12 protein-coding genes are annotated in these 15,260 nt (G+C 54.9%); 9 read left to right on the top strand and 3 right to left on the bottom strand.

All coding sequences use genetic code 11. The features are described 5' to 3' along the window. Positions 1–59: 59 nt before the first annotated feature. Entirely contained in the window at positions 60–1,967 is a 1,908-nt protein-coding gene (locus tag MJ923_RS19670) for a methyl-accepting chemotaxis protein (protein WP_240592545.1), read from the bottom strand. A 384-nt stretch (positions 1,968–2,351) separates the two neighbouring features. Between MJ923_RS19670 and tusA the strand changes: the two genes are divergently transcribed. Together tusA and MJ923_RS19660 are read left to right on the top strand one after the other, a co-directional pair. After that, entirely contained in the window at positions 2,352–2,597 is a 246-nt protein-coding gene (tusA, locus tag MJ923_RS19665; RefSeq protein WP_240592544.1) for a sulfurtransferase TusA, read from the top strand. A 144-nt stretch (positions 2,598–2,741) separates the two neighbouring features. Then, positions 2,742–5,930 carry an amidohydrolase family protein gene (locus MJ923_RS19660; protein ID WP_240592543.1) on the top strand — a complete coding sequence of 1,063 codons (3,189 nt, stop codon included), beginning with the start codon at positions 2,742–2,744 and terminating at the stop codon, positions 5,928–5,930. Positions 5,931–6,127: 197 nt separating this feature from the next. Here MJ923_RS19660 and MJ923_RS19655 read toward each other — a convergent pair whose 3' ends face one another. Further along, a complete protein-coding gene (locus tag MJ923_RS19655; RefSeq protein WP_240592542.1) occupies positions 6,128–6,694 on the bottom strand; it encodes a DNA-3-methyladenine glycosylase I in 567 nt (188 codons plus the stop codon). A 107-nt stretch (positions 6,695–6,801) separates the two neighbouring features. Here MJ923_RS19655 and glyQ point away from each other — a divergent pair, with 107 nt between their 5' ends. Both glyQ and glyS read left to right on the top strand, forming a co-directional pair. After that, positions 6,802–7,707, top strand: a complete 906-nt coding sequence (glyQ, locus tag MJ923_RS19650; protein ID WP_126168880.1) for a glycine--tRNA ligase subunit alpha — start codon at positions 6,802–6,804, stop codon at positions 7,705–7,707. A gap of 12 nt (positions 7,708–7,719) precedes the next feature. After that, a complete protein-coding gene (gene glyS, locus MJ923_RS19645) occupies positions 7,720–9,789 on the top strand; it encodes a glycine--tRNA ligase subunit beta (protein ID WP_240592541.1) in 2,070 nt (689 codons plus the stop codon). 90 nt (positions 9,790–9,879) lie between these two features. Here the strand turns inward: glyS and MJ923_RS19640 are convergent, their stop codons facing one another. After that, on the bottom strand, positions 9,880–10,950 hold the full coding sequence (locus MJ923_RS19640) for an HDOD domain-containing protein (protein WP_240592540.1): 1,071 nt from the start codon (positions 10,948–10,950) through the stop codon (positions 9,880–9,882). A gap of 272 nt (positions 10,951–11,222) precedes the next feature. Here MJ923_RS19640 and pxpB point away from each other — a divergent pair, with 272 nt between their 5' ends. Genes pxpB through MJ923_RS19615 form a run of 5 tightly spaced genes read left to right on the top strand, consistent with a single transcriptional unit; the run spans position 11,223 to position 15,251 of the window. Then, on the top strand, positions 11,223–11,888 hold the full coding sequence (gene pxpB / locus MJ923_RS19635; RefSeq protein ID WP_240592539.1) for a 5-oxoprolinase subunit PxpB: 666 nt from the start codon (positions 11,223–11,225) through the stop codon (positions 11,886–11,888). Between the two features lie 2 nt (positions 11,889–11,890). After that, the gene (locus tag MJ923_RS19630) at positions 11,891–12,823 is read left to right on the top strand and encodes a 5-oxoprolinase subunit C family protein (protein ID WP_240592538.1); all 933 of its coding nucleotides are present in this window, start codon (positions 11,891–11,893) and stop codon (positions 12,821–12,823) included. Continuing rightward, a complete protein-coding gene (gene pxpA, locus MJ923_RS19625) occupies positions 12,816–13,541 on the top strand; it encodes a 5-oxoprolinase subunit PxpA (RefSeq protein WP_240592537.1) in 726 nt (241 codons plus the stop codon). Before MJ923_RS19630 ends, pxpA begins: the two co-directional genes overlap by 8 nt. After that, complete coding sequence (locus MJ923_RS19620; RefSeq protein ID WP_126168874.1) at positions 13,531–14,271, top strand: DUF969 domain-containing protein; 741 nt, start codon at positions 13,531–13,533, stop codon at positions 14,269–14,271. The genes pxpA and MJ923_RS19620 overlap by 11 nt, the downstream gene beginning before the upstream one ends. Continuing rightward, complete coding sequence (locus tag MJ923_RS19615; RefSeq protein WP_240592536.1) at positions 14,268–15,251, top strand: DUF979 domain-containing protein; 984 nt, start codon at positions 14,268–14,270, stop codon at positions 15,249–15,251. Before MJ923_RS19620 ends, MJ923_RS19615 begins: the two co-directional genes overlap by 4 nt. The last annotated feature ends 9 nt before the right edge of the window (positions 15,252–15,260 follow it).

Here is a 15,260-nt window from a genome sequence, read left to right as displayed (position 1 = left end):
AGCCGACCATTGGGTCGGCTTTTTTTATGTTTCACGTGAAACCTCGCTTTTCAGCTAACTCAGGTTTTGAAGCTGCCGCTGATGGCTTTTAAGTCCAGCGCCAACTCACTCAGCTGCACCGATGCTACTGCGGTCTGCTCCGAACTGGCGGCATTCACCGAGGCCGCGTCGCTTATCACCGCCAGACTCTGGCCTATCTCCTCCGCCGCTAGCGTTTGCTGCCCTGCCGCTGTGGCAATCTGCTCAGCGTTGGCGGCTATGGACTCAATCTCAATATGCGTATTGCGAATCGCCTCGGCGGTAGACTCGGCACTGCTGACAGTCTGCTTCAGGTGCTCGGTGCTTTGGGCCATCACGCCAACCGCGTTTTGGGTGCCTTGCTGCAATAACTCAATCATCTGCTCAATATCCTGAGTAGACTGGGCCGTTTTCTGCGCCAGCTGCCGCACTTCATCGGCTACAACCGCAAAACCTCGGCCCTGCTCACCGGCCCTCGCCGCCTCAATAGCGGCATTCAGCGCCAGCAGATTGGTCTGGTCGGCGATACCGCGAATGACTTCCAACACCTTACTGATACTCTGGCTTTGGGATTCGGCATTGCGGATAACATTGGTCGCCTCAGTTATCGCCGACGCCAGGCCATTAATGGTGCCTATGTTGCTGCGCACCTGTTGATCGGCGATTTGCGACAACCCATAGGCCGCCTGGGTTGAATCTGCGACCTGACGGGCGTTATTGGCAACCTCGGCAATAGTGGCGCTCATCTCGTGAATCGAAGCCGATACCCGCTCGATGTTGGATTGTTGCTGGAACAGGCTTTGATTGGTCTCTTCGCTGGCAACCCTTGTTTGCTCAGAGGCCGCCGAAAGCTGTGCGGTAATACCGACCATCCGCGACACAATATCGCGCAAGTTGTGCGACATGGTTTCCATGGCGAGGTAAACACCTGTCTTTTTACCCTGGCAAAAATCGATAGCCAAATCCCCTTTGGCAACCCGCTCAGATATATGCTGCATTACCGCCGGTTCCCCCCCCAAAGGACGCAAAACTGAGCGCAGGATCAGCACCGCAAATCCGAGCACCACCAACACAGAAATCCCCAAAGCTATCCACAGGCTATTTTTAATAGCCACAACAGATTCCAGCGCTTCTGCCTCATCGATTTCCACAATCATTGCCCAGCGAATTTTGCCGCTGAGATCAGGCGAAAGCGGCTTGTAGGCTGAGAGCACCTGATTGCCATTGTAATCGACGATAATTTCCATGCCTTCTGCCCCACTCAGAGCCGTTGTCGAGGCCTTGGTATTCACGCCATTAGCTTCTACGGTACCGGCGAAGCTCGCCCTTACAGAACGGCCGTGAGAGTCCAGGAAGGAGTCAGAACGCATGCGGTAGTCATTGCCCACCAGATAACTTTCGCCGGAATCACCCATACCGGCTCTTTGCATCATTAAATGGTTTATCTTATCGATGGAAAGCTGCAGTGCGGCCACGGCGACCAGCTTACCGTTAAGCCAGACAGGAGCGCCGATAAAGGCGGCAGGCTCGCCCCGACTTGGTGCATAGGGTGCGAAGTCCACCATTTCAGCCTGCTGGCTGGCTATCACCCGCTGAAACAGGCTGGCCAGATTTGATTCCTGAAACGGCCCCGACACCAAATTGGTACCATAATCAGCTTCCCTAGCTTGGGTGTAGACCAGCGTGCCCTGCGGGTCGATTACAAATACGTCGTAATAACCATATTCGGCAGCCATCTTGTCGAAGTATTCATGATGAGTGTGGGCAGTGGCTTTAAGAGACGCACCATTGCCGTAGCTCAGCATGTCCGATACTGCCGTTGATAACATGGCGAGATCGGCGCGGGTGTCATTGAAGTAATCTTCAATCTGGCTTTGTTTGAGTTGTTGAACTGCCAAAAGCTTGTTGAAGGCTTGCTCGGTCATGGCTGACTCGGCAAGACGTTGCACAACAAATCCGGTTACTAACAGCGGAACCAGACCTATCGCCAACAGCCCATACCATAAGGTTTTCTTGAAGGAGAGCATTTGCATAAGGTATTGATGATAATGGTTATTATTCCGGCGCACCCTAGCACACCGCTTGAGTCTGACAACGAATATTCTGCTATGCCTTATACAAAGTACTGCTTTGGGCTAATTTTTAGGCGGAATCCTTCGTTAAGCAGCGAAATTTTAGACATTATCCCTTAAGCCGAAATGAAAGTTTTGGAAGGTTCCAAACTGATGTTCCACGTGAAACATCCAAGCCCACATTTTATGGCTCGCTGACTTGGTGATTCAGTGACCGTGGAGTAACATTAGCGTCGACTGTTACACCCTGAGAATGAGCCAATGACTGATATTTTCACCACTGCTAACAAAGAACTGGATGCCCTCGGATTACGCTGCCCCGAGCCAGTGATGATGGTGCGTAAAACGGTGCGCCATATGGCTGATGGTGAAACCTTGCTGATCATCGCCGATGACCCGGCGACCACCCGCGATATTCCCAGCTTCTGCGAGTTTATGGATCACACCCTGGTAGCCAGTGATACTTCAGTGACTCCTTACCGCTACCTCATCAAAAAAGGGCTCTAGTCGAGCCCTGAAGATTATTATTTGAAACAGAAATGAGGTTTTCCTGATCTGCGATTTGTGAGATAACAAGCTGTTCCAACCAGCCTTGGGCATTCATTTTTTGCCCGGCGTTATCTCAATAACTATAACGATTAGGAAACCCGAATGTTCAAGACCCGTCTGCACCCCAGCATGATTGCGGTGGCTTTGGCGTTTACGCCAGCCGCTTTTGCCAATGACGAAGCCGAAACCTGGCAAGTCAATGCGCCCCAAAATGCCCCTCTCGAAAAAGTCAACGTGGATGTCAACGAAGGCACCTGGATGAACCTGAGCCTGAGCCCGGATGGCAAATACATAGTGTTCGACCTCTTAGGCGACATCTATCGCATCCCCGCCAAAGGTGGAGAGGCCGAAGTACTGGCCAGCGGCATCGCCTGGCAAATGCAGCCGGTTTATAGTCCGGATGGCAAATATATCGCGTTCACTTCAGATCAGGATGGCGGCGATAATCTGTGGGTAATGGATGCCGATGGCAAAAATGCCCGCGCCGTCACCAAAGAAACCTTCCGGCTGATCAACAGCCCGGCCTGGAGCCCTGACTCTCAATACCTTGTCGGTCGCAAACACTTTACCGCCAGCCGTAGTTTGGGAGCCGGTGAAGTCTGGCTGTACCACATCACAGGTGGCGACGGTGTGAAGCTCACCGAACGTCCAAACGATCAAAAGGACCTGGGCGAACCCGCCTACTCACCGGATGGCCGCTATATCTACTTCAGTCAGGATGCGACCCCGGGTAAAACCTTCCACTACTCCAAAGACTCAGTGAAAGGTATCTACAAGATTAAACGCTATGACACCCAAACCGGCGATATCGAAGTACTGATTGAAGGCACCGGCGGTGCCATTCGTCCAACACCAAGCCCAGATGGCAAAAAGCTGGCATTTATCCGCCGTGATGGTTTCCAGTCCACTCTCTACTTATTGGATTTAGAGTCCGGTGAGAAGCGTAAGCTTTACGGTGAACTGGACCGCGACATGCAGGAAACCTGGGCGATTCATGGTGTGTACCCCACCATGGCCTGGGATAAAGACAGTGAAGATCTGCTGTTTTGGGCCAAGGGCAAAATCCAGCGACTCAATGTTGCCAACAACAAGGTCACAGAAATACCGTTCCATGTAAAAACCCAGATGGATATACAGCCTTCGGTGCGATTCACCCAAAATCTGGATCAGGACAAGTTTGATGTGAAAATGCTGCGTATGGCGCAGGTATCACCCGACGGTAAACAGGTAGTGTATGAAGCCCTTGGCAAACTCTGGCTGAAGTCATTACCGGATGGCAAAGTCAGCCGCCTAACCAAACTTGCCGACGAAGTTGCAGAGCTGTATCCAACATGGTCCCGTGATGGCAAGCAATTGGCCTTCACCACATGGAACGACAAAGACCAGGGTACGGTTCAGGTTATCAGCCTGAGTGGTCGCAAGCTCACCAAGATTAGTGAGCACCCAGGCAAATACGTCGAGCCGGTATTTTCACCCAAGGGTGATACTCTGGTGTACCGCAAAGCCAGTGGTGGCTACATTACCCCTCCTACCTGGTCGAATGATCCAGGGCTTTATAAGGCCGACATCAAATCCAGGAAGAATACGCGCATCAGTGCCATGGGTTTCCAACCTCAGTTTGGCGCCGATAACGAGCGGGTTTACTTTATGGAAAGTGGCGAGACGCCGCAGTTTTCCTCCATCAACATGAATGGGTTCGAGAAGCGAACTCACTACACCAGCAAACATGCGACCGAGTTCCGCATTTCTCCCGATGGTGAGCAACTGGCCTTTGCCGAGCGCTTCAAGGTTTTTGTTACCCCCTTCGCCAAGCATGGTGAGACCATTGAAATTGGTCCCAAGGCCAGCAACCTGCCAGTGACGCAACTCAGTGTTCGTGCCGGTGAAAGCCTGAGCTGGAACAGCAAGAGCAACCAGCTTTATTGGACCCTTGGTCCAGAGCTGTATCAAATGCCGGTTGATGCCAGCTACGCAAAAGTCGAAGACAAAGACGCCAAGGTTGAACCTAAGATCACCCAGATCGGCTTTGAGAAGCAGGCAGATGTTCCACGTGGAACCATTGCCTTTGTTGGCGGCAAGGTGATTACCATGGAAAACGACCAGGTAATCGACAATGGTGTGGTGATAGTAACAGATAACAAAATTTCAGCTGTAGGCAGTAAAGACGCAGTAACCATTCCTGCATCGGCGGAAGTTATCGATATCAGTGGCAAGACGATTATGCCAGGCCTGTTCGATGCCCACGCCCATGGTTCTCAGGGTGAAGACGAAATTATTCCGCAGCAGAATTGGAACCTGTATGCAGGCCTGTCGCTGGGTGTAACCAGCATCCATGACCCATCAAACGACACCACCGAAATCTTTGCCGCATCTGAGCAGCAAAAGGCAGGTAAGATCGTGGGCCCAAGGATCTTCTCAACCGGTACCATTCTGTACGGTGCCAACCTGCCCGGCTACACCAGCCACATCGACTCGGTTGACGATGCCAAGTTCCACCTCGAACGCCTGAAAAAAGTTGGTGCATTCAGCGTGAAAAGCTACAACCAGCCGCGCCGTAACCAGCGCCAACAGGTGATAGCGGCTGCGCGGGAGCTGGAAATGATGGTAGTGCCCGAAGGCGGCAGCTTGCTGCAGCACAACCTCACCATGATTGCCGATGGACACACTACCATAGAGCATTCGCTGCCGGCTGGTGCCATCTACAACGACATCAAGCAGTTCTGGAGCCAAACCAAGGTTGCCTACACACCTACTCTGGTAGTGGCCTATGGAGGTATCTCCGGTGAGAACTATTGGTACGACAAGACCGAGGTATGGGCTCACCCCCGTCTGTCCAAGTACGTACCGAGCGACCTGCTGGAAGCGCGCTCCATGCGTCGCCCTACCGCACCGGACGAGCATTACAATCACTTCAATGTGGCTCGCGTAGCCAAAGAAGTGAATGATTTGGGCATAGTGCCAAACATTGGTGCCCACGGTCAGCGCGAAGGCTTGGCAGCCCATTGGGAAATGTGGATGTTCGCCCAGGGTGGCATGAGCAATATGGATGTGTTGAAAACAGCCACCATCAATCCTGCCAAAACCTTCGCCATGGATCATCAGCTGGGTTCAATCAAGGCAGGCAAACTCGCCGACCTTATCGTTATTGATGGAGACCCGCTGGCCGATATCCGAGTGACCGACAAGGTCACCCATACTATGGTCAACGGTAAGCTGTTTGACGCCGAAACCATGAACCAACTCAATGGTGACAAGCGCAAACGCCAGCCCTTCTTCTTCGAGAAAATCTGACATTAGCGCCTAAAGAAAACGTCTGAACAAAAAAGGTGTTCCACGTGGAACACCTTTTTTATTACCGGAAATCAGCCAGCAGGTTGTGGCGCCAAACATTCTTACTGAGGGTAACAATTACTGAGGGTAACAATTACTGAGGGTAACAATTACTGAGGGTAACAATTACTGAGGGTAACAATTACCGAGGGTAACAATTACTGCGGGTAACAATGGCAATCTGTGGTGTGGTCATTGACCATGCCGACCGCCTGCATAAAGGCATAGCAAATGGTGGGGCCGACAAAGTTAAAGCCGAGCTTCTTGAGCGCCTTGGACATAGCTTCCGATTCCGCCGTCTGGGCGGGCACCTCAGAGATGGACGCAAACCGATTGACCTTGGGTACACCACCAACAAAACTCCACAAAAACGCGGAGAAGTCATTCCCGGCATCTACGTAATCAAGATAGGCTCGGGCGTTGCGGATAATGGAGTTCACCTTGGCACGGTTACGGACTATACCCGGGTTTTGCAGCAGCTCTTCAACCTTGGCTTCATCAAAGCGAGCTATGATAGCGGGTTCAAAATCGGCGAAGGCGGCCTCGTAACTGGCCTGCTTTCTGAGGATAGTAATCCAGGACAATCCGGCCTGCTGACCATCGAGGCAAAGCTTGGCAAACAGCTCTTTGGCATCGTAAACCGGCCTGCCCCATACCTCATCGTGATACTGCTGGTACTGCGCATCATCGCTGACCCAAGCGCATCTCACTTTGTTATCTGCCATTCAAAGTCCCTATTTAGCCGTAAATTCGCTCAAAAATAGCCTACATAAGCACAGATCTACAAGGTATAATCGAACCCATTTTCTATTTTCAGCTGACAGCAGTAGACATGACGACGAAATACGACGTAAAGACATTCCAGGGCTTTATCTTGACCCTGCAGGATTACTGGGCTCAGCAAGGCTGTGCCATTGTCCAACCACTGGATATGGAAGTCGGTGCCGGCACCTTCCACCCTCAGACCTTCCTGCGCGCCCTCGGCCCTGAGCCAATGAGCAGCGCCTATGTGCAGCCTTCACGCCGCCCAACCGATGGTCGCTACGGTGAAAACCCGAACCGCTTGCAACACTACTACCAGTTCCAGGTCGTATTGAAGCCATCCCCTGACAACATTCAGGAACTCTACTTGGGCTCGCTGCAAGCCCTGGGCATCGACACCCAAATCCACGACATTCGCTTCGTAGAAGACAACTGGGAATCGCCAACACTGGGCGCCTGGGGTCTGGGCTGGGAAGTGTGGCTCAACGGCATGGAAGTGACTCAGTTCACCTACTTCCAGCAAGTGGGCGGTATCGAATGTAGCCCAGTGACCGGTGAAATCACCTATGGTCTGGAGCGTCTGGCGATGTACATCCAGGGCGTAGACAGCGTTTACGATCTGGTCTGGACCGATGGCCCTATGGGTCGCATCACCTATGGCGATGTGTTCCACCAGAACGAAGTAGAACAGTCTACCTATAACTTTGAGCACGCCGATGTGGACTTCCTGTTCGGCATGTTCGACCAATGCGAAAAAGCCTGTCAGCATTTGTTGTCATTGGAAACTCCTCTGCCTCTGCCCGCTTACGAGCAAGTCATGAAGGCCTCACACGCGTTCAACCTGCTGGATGCCCGTCACGCTATCTCTGTGACCGAGCGTCAGCGCTACATTCTGCGTGTGCGCACCATGGCCAAGGCAGTTGCCGAAGCCTACTACAAGGCCCGCGAAGCCCTCGGCTTCCCGATGTGCAAATAAGAGGAAGATTAAATGAAATTCGAAAACCTGCTCATCGAAATCGGTACCGAAGAGCTGCCACCGAAGGCGCTGCGCACCCTGGCCGAATCCTTTCAGGCCAACTTCAGCGAAGAGCTGACCAAGGCCGAACTGCCATTTGAATCTATCGAATGGTATGCCGCCCCACGTCGTCTGGCCCTGTACGTTAAGGGTCTGGCTACCTCTCAGGAAGACAAAGTCGTTGAAAAGCGCGGTCCTGCCGTGCAGTCCGCTTTCGATGCCGAGGGTAACCCAACCAAGGCCGCCGAAGGCTGGGCCCGTGGTAACGGTATAACCGTAGCCGAAGCCGAGCGTCTGGCCACTGACAAAGGCGAATGGCTGGTTTATCGTGCCAATGTCGCCGGTGAGCCCACTGCGGCTCTGGTGCCTGCTATGACCCAGCGCGCGCTCGACAAGCTGCCTATCCCCAAGCCAATGCGCTGGGGCAGCAACAGCACTCAGTTTATCCGCCCAGTACACACAGTTACCCTGCTGCTTGGCAGCGAACTGATTGCCGGTGAAGTGCTGGGTATCCAGTCTGACCGCGTTATCCGTGGCCACCGCTTTATGGGTGAGTCCAGCTTCAGCCTGGATCATGCCGACAACTATCTGGCCGCTCTGAAAAAGCGCGGTAAAGTTATCGCCGACTATCAGGCCCGTAAAGCCCTGATCAAGCTTGATGCCGAAAAGGCCGCTGCCGAGATTGGTGGCAACGCCGACATCGAAGAAAGCCTGCTGGAAGAAGTGGCTTCACTGGTTGAGTGGCCGGTGGTACTCACCGCCCACTTCGAAGACAAGTTCCTGGCTGTGCCTGCTGAAGCACTGGTGTACACCATGAAGGGCGACCAGAAGTACTTCCCGGTATTCTCAAACGAGGGCAAACTGCTGCCAAACTTCATCTTTGTGGCCAATATTGAGTCCAAAGATCCGTCGCAAATCATTGCCGGTAACGAGAAGGTAGTTCGTCCACGTTTGGCCGACGCCGAGTTCTTCTTCAATACCGACAAAAAACACACCCTTGCAAGCCGTCTTGCGAGCCTTGAAACCGTAGTATTCCAGAAGCAACTGGGCACCCTGAAAGACCGCGCCGAGCGCATCTCTGCACTTGCTGGCTTTATCGCGGGTCAGATTGGCGCTAGCAGCGAAGAAGCTGCCCGTGCAGGTTTGCTGTCAAAGTGCGACCTGATGACCAACATGGTGATGGAATTCACCGACACCCAGGGCACCATGGGCATGCACTATGCGCGCCTCGACGGTGAAGCCGAAGCCGTTGCTGTGGCACTGGAAGAGCAATACAAGCCCAAGTTCAGTGGCGACAGCGTGCCAAGCGCCGGTGTTTCCTGCGCCGTGGCTCTGGCCGAGAAGCTCGACACCCTGTCTGGCATCTTCGGTATCGGTCAGGCGCCAAAAGGCGCTGCAGACCCGTTCGCACTGCGCCGCGCCGCCATTGGTGTGCTGCGTATCATAGTTGAGAACAAGCTGCCGCTGGATCTGGTTGATTTGATTGCCAAAGCTGTCGAACTGCACGGCGCCAACCTCAGCAATGCCCAGGCTGCTGATGAAGTGCTTGAGTTCCTGATGGCCCGCTTCCGCGCCTGGTATCAGGACAAAGGCATCAGTACCGACGTTATCCTCGCAGTACTGGCCCGTCGTCCAACCCGCCCTGCGGATTTTGATGACCGGATCCTGGCGGTAAGCCACTTCCGCACCCTGGAGCAAGCCGCTGCACTGGCCACCGCCAACAAGCGTGTGTCCAACATTCTGGCCAAGGTAGAAGGTGAACTGCCAAACAGCATCAGTGCTGCACTGCTGAGTGAAGCCGCTGAAAAGGCACTGGCCGCCAAGCTTGCCGAAGTGACGCCAGTGATTGCCCCGCTGTTTGCTGCCGGTAACTACCAACAGGCTCTGACCGAACTGGCTGCCCTGCGCGAGAGCGTCGATCAGTTCTTCGAAGACGTGATGGTCATGGCCGACGACCAGGCGCTTCGTAACAACCGTCTGGCACTGCTTGGTAACCTGCGCGACCAGTTCCTGCACGTAGCCGACATTTCTCTGCTTCAGTAATGCTGCAGTAGCGATGCCTGTCATAAAAAAACGCGCCTCAGGGCGCGTTTTTTATTACCAGAGTTGCTGACACCCTGCTTTTGCTAAACCTCAACTTGCCAGCTGCAACAGTTTTTCGTGCAGGTCATCGAAGGTTTCTCTGTCCATGCCGATTCGCTCCAGCAAAGTAACAAGCTGAGCCTCATCAATACGCTCGGCCTGCCACAGCATGGAACATTCGCTTATATGGTTTGCAGTCCAAATGGCTTTGGGCAAAGGATCTGTGGGCATATTGTGTGGATTGGCCAGCGCCGCCAGAGAGCGGGCAAACAAAGGTGGTAGCTGCCAGCTTCTCACCAGCACAGCACTGAGCAGCAGTGACTTTGAGGTCATTACCTGACGAAACAGCCAGGACCTGGGCTGTTCACCGGCCTCAGCCTTGGTGAATGCATCAATAAGCATCTGAAATATAGCGATTTTACCAACATCATGTAGTAAGCCGAGCATAAAGGCGGTGTCCTGCTCTTCGCGGGTCAGTTCCGATGCCAGATAGGCCACCTGTAATGAGTGACGCCAGACCTCAGAGCCAAAGCGCCGGTAGTAAATTGGTTTTATTTCAATCACTTCACGCACGCGCACGCTGGTAACAAATCGTCGAAGCTGTTCGCGCCCCAGGGCCACCACGGCCTGCTGTAAACTGGTGATATCCTTGCTGCTGCGTCTGAAGGCGGGAGAATTACAGAGTTTCAGCACTTCGGCGCTGAGCACTGGGTCACGCTTGATGTACTTAAGCACCTCGTCGGTGTCTACCTCAGGATCGGCCAGTTGTTTGTCGAGCTCAATGATATCGTGCGGCAGCTTCAAAACCTTATCGGCAATCACACTGGGCTGAGCCAATGCCTGTTCGACATTGGCTATCACCTCCTTTTCGAGGTTGTTGGCTATCCCCCCAGTGTCTTTGCCCCCGGTAAACAGCAAGCTGTAGAACAGTGCGGTAACGTCCACTGTTGGGCTATGGGCCTCCTCCCTGGCCGGCTGTGCCACCACGGCCGCCGAACTGCGCACCTGCGCTCTGGCCACCGCTTCGGCGGTTTTTGCAGCCAGACCTTCACCACTTAAACTGCGTGGTCGCTCGACGATGGTGTTGTCCCTGATATTAAAGAGCTTATTAAAAAGCCGCATAAAAAACTGCCCCTGACTTAAATCGCTGAGATTGTCACGTTGCCCACAGAACCGGGCTGAAAAAACATTTGGCAGGCATCTATCAATACTAGGCGCTGAGCCCAAATTTGCCAGTTAACCCAAGGCCTTCCTGCCCAGCCATTCAAATTTGATACACACCTTAATCGCGGCTTAATAAATGGCGAAAATACCAACATTTTCGCAGCAATTCATTGACATGACAGAGGCCATTTTTTAGGGTCGAATGATACCTGTTAATCGGCAAAAACATCATGCCCAATCAGCCATTTCCGGACATTGCCTTACTGGGTGAACATCACCTGCTACTAACACTGGCAAACACCGGCTGTACCGCCTCAACACTTGCCAATCAGGCAAAGATTTGGGCGTTGGCACAGGAGTGTCGCAGCAAGGGCGGGCTGACCGATATAACCCCCGGCATGAACAATCTCACCCTGTGCCTGGAGGCCAATCAGGACCCCAATAGCTGGCAGCAATGGCTGCAGAATATTTGGCCCCGTCTGCCGGTTGAAATTCCGGATGGGCGCCTGCATCGGGTACCCGTGCGTTACGGCAATGACCATGGCCCAGACCTGGAAGCCGTGGCCCGCTTCCACCACACATCCGCCGAAGAGATTATCCGCGCCCACTGCGCTACTGAGTATCGGGTAATGTTTTTAGGGTTTCTGCCGGGTTTTGCCTATTTGTCCGGGCTGCCAAGCCAGTTGCACACACCCAGGCTGAATGTGCCACGACAACAGGTGCCCGCCGGCAGCGTAGGCATTGGCGGTGCCCAAACCGGTATCTACCCCTGTCAGGCTCCAGGCGGCTGGCAACTGATAGGTCGGACTGAATTGCCGCTATTTGATGCCAAACAGGAGCCTCCGTGCCGTTTTGCACCGGGTGACCGGATCCAGTTTGTCAGGGAGGTTTCCTGATCATGTTGGAAGTGCTGCAGGCAGGTATTCAAACCACGGTGCAGGATCTCGGCCGCAGCGGCGTTGCCCATCTGGGCCTGCCCCGCAGTGGCGCGCTGGACCGTCAGGCTCTGCTGCTCGCCAACCGGTTGCTGGGGAATCCGGATAACACTGCTGGCCTCGAGTTTGCTTTGGGTCAGTCGAGTCTTAGATTTAACCGCGATGCCTGGATTGCGCTCACCGGTGCCGACTTCGATGCCCGAATCGATGCCAAGCCGGTCTGGAGCGGCTGGCGCAGCCTGATTAAAGCCGGGCAGACACTTAGCCTGCGCGGCCCCAAGGCGGGCATGCGAGCCTATTTGTCGGTGGACGGCGGTATTCAGGTGCCCCTGTTTATGGGCTCAGCCAGCACGGATTTATCCAGCGGCCTGGGCGGCCTTGAAGGGCGAGCACTGAGGTCCGGCGACCGACTTGAGCTTGGGCCAGAACGGTCGCTGAAGCATCAGGTAGGCGCTATGCAAAGCCCCTGGGACAATCAGATAAGGGTGCTGCCAGGGCCGCAATATCCCCTGCTCGCCGAAACCTCAATACTCACAGAGTCGATGTGGCAATTACAGCCAAGCAGCAATCGTATGGGTGCCAGATTGACGGGGCCAACGCTGCGCCTGAGGGCACCGCTGGAGATGGCCTCCCAGGGCGTGTTCCCCGGGGTTATCCAACTGCCTCCATCGGGACAACCCATAGTGCTGTTAAACGATGCGCAAACCACCGGTGGTTATCCAATTGTGGCCACAGTGATTGAGGCCGATCTGTGGAAACTCGCCCAGGCTCGGCCAGGGCAATCACTGCAATTTGTGTTGGTCGACCGCGCCGAGGCGCTGGCCGCTTGCGAGCGTTGGAAACAGTATTTTTATCGCCTCGGCCGCGCCCTGGGCAGCGGAGAAGCCCATGTCTAATCTTCAGTTAAACGCCGATGTAGGCGAAGGCTATCCTTTTGATGCCGAGATTCTCGCACTGGTGGATGCCGCCAACATTGCCAGTGGTGGCCACGCCGGCGACTCAGACAGCATGCGCGCCACGGTAAAGCTTGCCGTGGCAAACGGCTGCCTGATTGGCGCCCATCCGTCATTCCCCGATAAAGCCAACTTTGGCCGCTTGCCGATGAACATGGATGCCACCGAGCTGACCACCAGCCTTATCGCCCAAATCCAGGCCCTGAAGCAGATTTGCGATGATGAAGGCGCGGTAATGTTTCACGTGAAACCCCATGGTGCTCTCTACAATCAGGCCGCTTTCGATAAAGAGTTGGCCACATGCCTTATCGAGGCGATACAGGCCGTCGACTCCGGGCTGGTATTAATGGGGTTGGCGGCGAGCCCGCTGCTGCAATGGGCCCGTGAAGCTGGCCTTAAGGTGCAGGCGGAGGCCTTTGCTGACCGCCGCTACGAGGCCGACGCTACCCTGGTGTCGCGGCAAAAACCGGGGGCCGTAATCCACAACCAAGCCGAAGCGCTGGCGCAGGTGCAGGCGTTAATGTCGGGCAAGCTCGCCAGTATCGATGGCACCCCACTCAGGCTAAGGGCCGACACCCTGTGCCTGCACGGTGACAATCCCGAGGCGTTGCAGTTTGCCCGCCGCATACGGGCATTACTGGAGGCGAGCCATGCTGAATGAGCTGCTCGCCCTCAACTACTGGCCGCTGATCGGCATACCCGTGGTGGTGCTGGGCTTCGCCTTGAGATTCAACCCCTTGCTGGTTGTTACCCTTGCGGGGCTTATTACCGGCTGGGCCGTTGGCATGGATGCCGCGACTTTGCTGGAGACCTTTGGCGAGAAGTTTCTCTCCAGCCGCCAGCTGGCGTCTTTTCTGCTGATCCTGCCGGTGATAGCCCTGCTGGAGCGGCACGGCCTCAGGGAGCGTGCCAAGGGCTGGATTGCCACCATCAAAAGCGCCACCACGGCGCGCATTTTGTCGCTCTACTTTGTGGTGCGCGAAGCCAGTGCCGCGCTGGGGCTGTTAAGCCTTGGCGGCCATGCCCAAACGGTGAGACCGCTGCTGGCCCCCATGGCCGAAGCCGCCGCCATCAATGCCTACGGGCCACTGCCCAAACCCATTCGCGACAAAATCGCTGCCCACGCCGCAGCCTGTGACAATGTGGCCATGTTCTTTGGTGAAGACATCTTTATCGCTTTCGGCGCCGTGCTGCTCATGGATGCCTTCCTCAAAGAAAATGGCATCCACGGCATCGAACCTTTGCACATAGGCCTGTGGGCAATTCCCACCGCCGTCGCGGCGCTGATTATTCATCTGTTCCGGCTCTCAAGGCTGGAAGCCGGCATTCGCCGCGATATAGCCCAATGGCAAGCGAAAGAAGACGCCAATCAGCAGGAGGCCGAAGCATGAGCCTTATCAGTATCGACGATATCTATCTGCTGATTGGGCTGGTGGTGGCCATTTTGGTGATACTGACCCTGAAAGACAAACAACATCCTAAACGGCTGACCACAGCCCTGTTTTGGGGTCTGTTTGGCAGCCTGTTCCTGTTTGGCGATCTGGCGGTAGATACCCTGGGCGCCAAACTGGCGCACCAGATTGCCGGCGCCATGGTGATTGGTATCGCCGTACTGGCGGGAATGGGCTGGGTCAGCCTAGGCAGCTATCAGGAAACCAGCCAGGCGCAGAAAGCGGCCAGCGCCGAGCGTCTGGGTAATCGCATCTTTTTGCCGGCACTGCTTATCCCCCTGCTTACGGTAGCGGCTACCCTGCTGCTTGCGGGAGTCAGCGTCGGTGATGTTCTCCTGCTCGACCCCAAACATCAAACCCTGGCGGCACTGGCGCTGGCATGCGGCATCGCCCTGCTGGTGGGCTGGCGTCTGACCGGCGACAACCCGCTCAAGGCGGTGGCCGAGTCGCGCCGGTTGGTAGACAGCATCGGCTGGGCCGCGATTCTGCCACAAATGTTGGCTATGCTTGGTGGAGTGTTTGTCGTGGCGCAAACCGGCGACAGCATCAAGGCGCTGGTCAGTTTGTTTGTAGACCCCAATAATCGCTTTGGACTGGTGGTTATTTACTGTGTGGGCATGGCGCTGTTTACCATGATCATGGGCAATGCCTTTGCCGCCTTCCCGGTGATGACCGCCGGTATCGCCCTGCCGTTTTTGATTGAGGGTCAAGGCGCCAGCCCGGCGCCCCTGATGGCCATTGGCATGTACTCGGGTTATTGTGGCACCCTGATGACGCCCATGGCGGCCAACTTCAACATAGTGCCGGCAGCGCTGCTTGATTTGGACGACAAGTATCAGGTCATTAAGGTGCAGATCCCCACGGCGCTGGCGCTGCTGACAACCAACATATTGCTGATGTATTTCATCGTTTTTGACTGAGTGAGCCCA

This window comes from Shewanella zhuhaiensis, assembly GCF_022484835.1.
In the GTDB taxonomy this organism is placed as follows: Bacteria; Pseudomonadota; Gammaproteobacteria; order Enterobacterales; family Shewanellaceae; genus Shewanella; species Shewanella khirikhana.
This window is presented reverse-complemented; position numbering and strand designations above follow the sequence as displayed.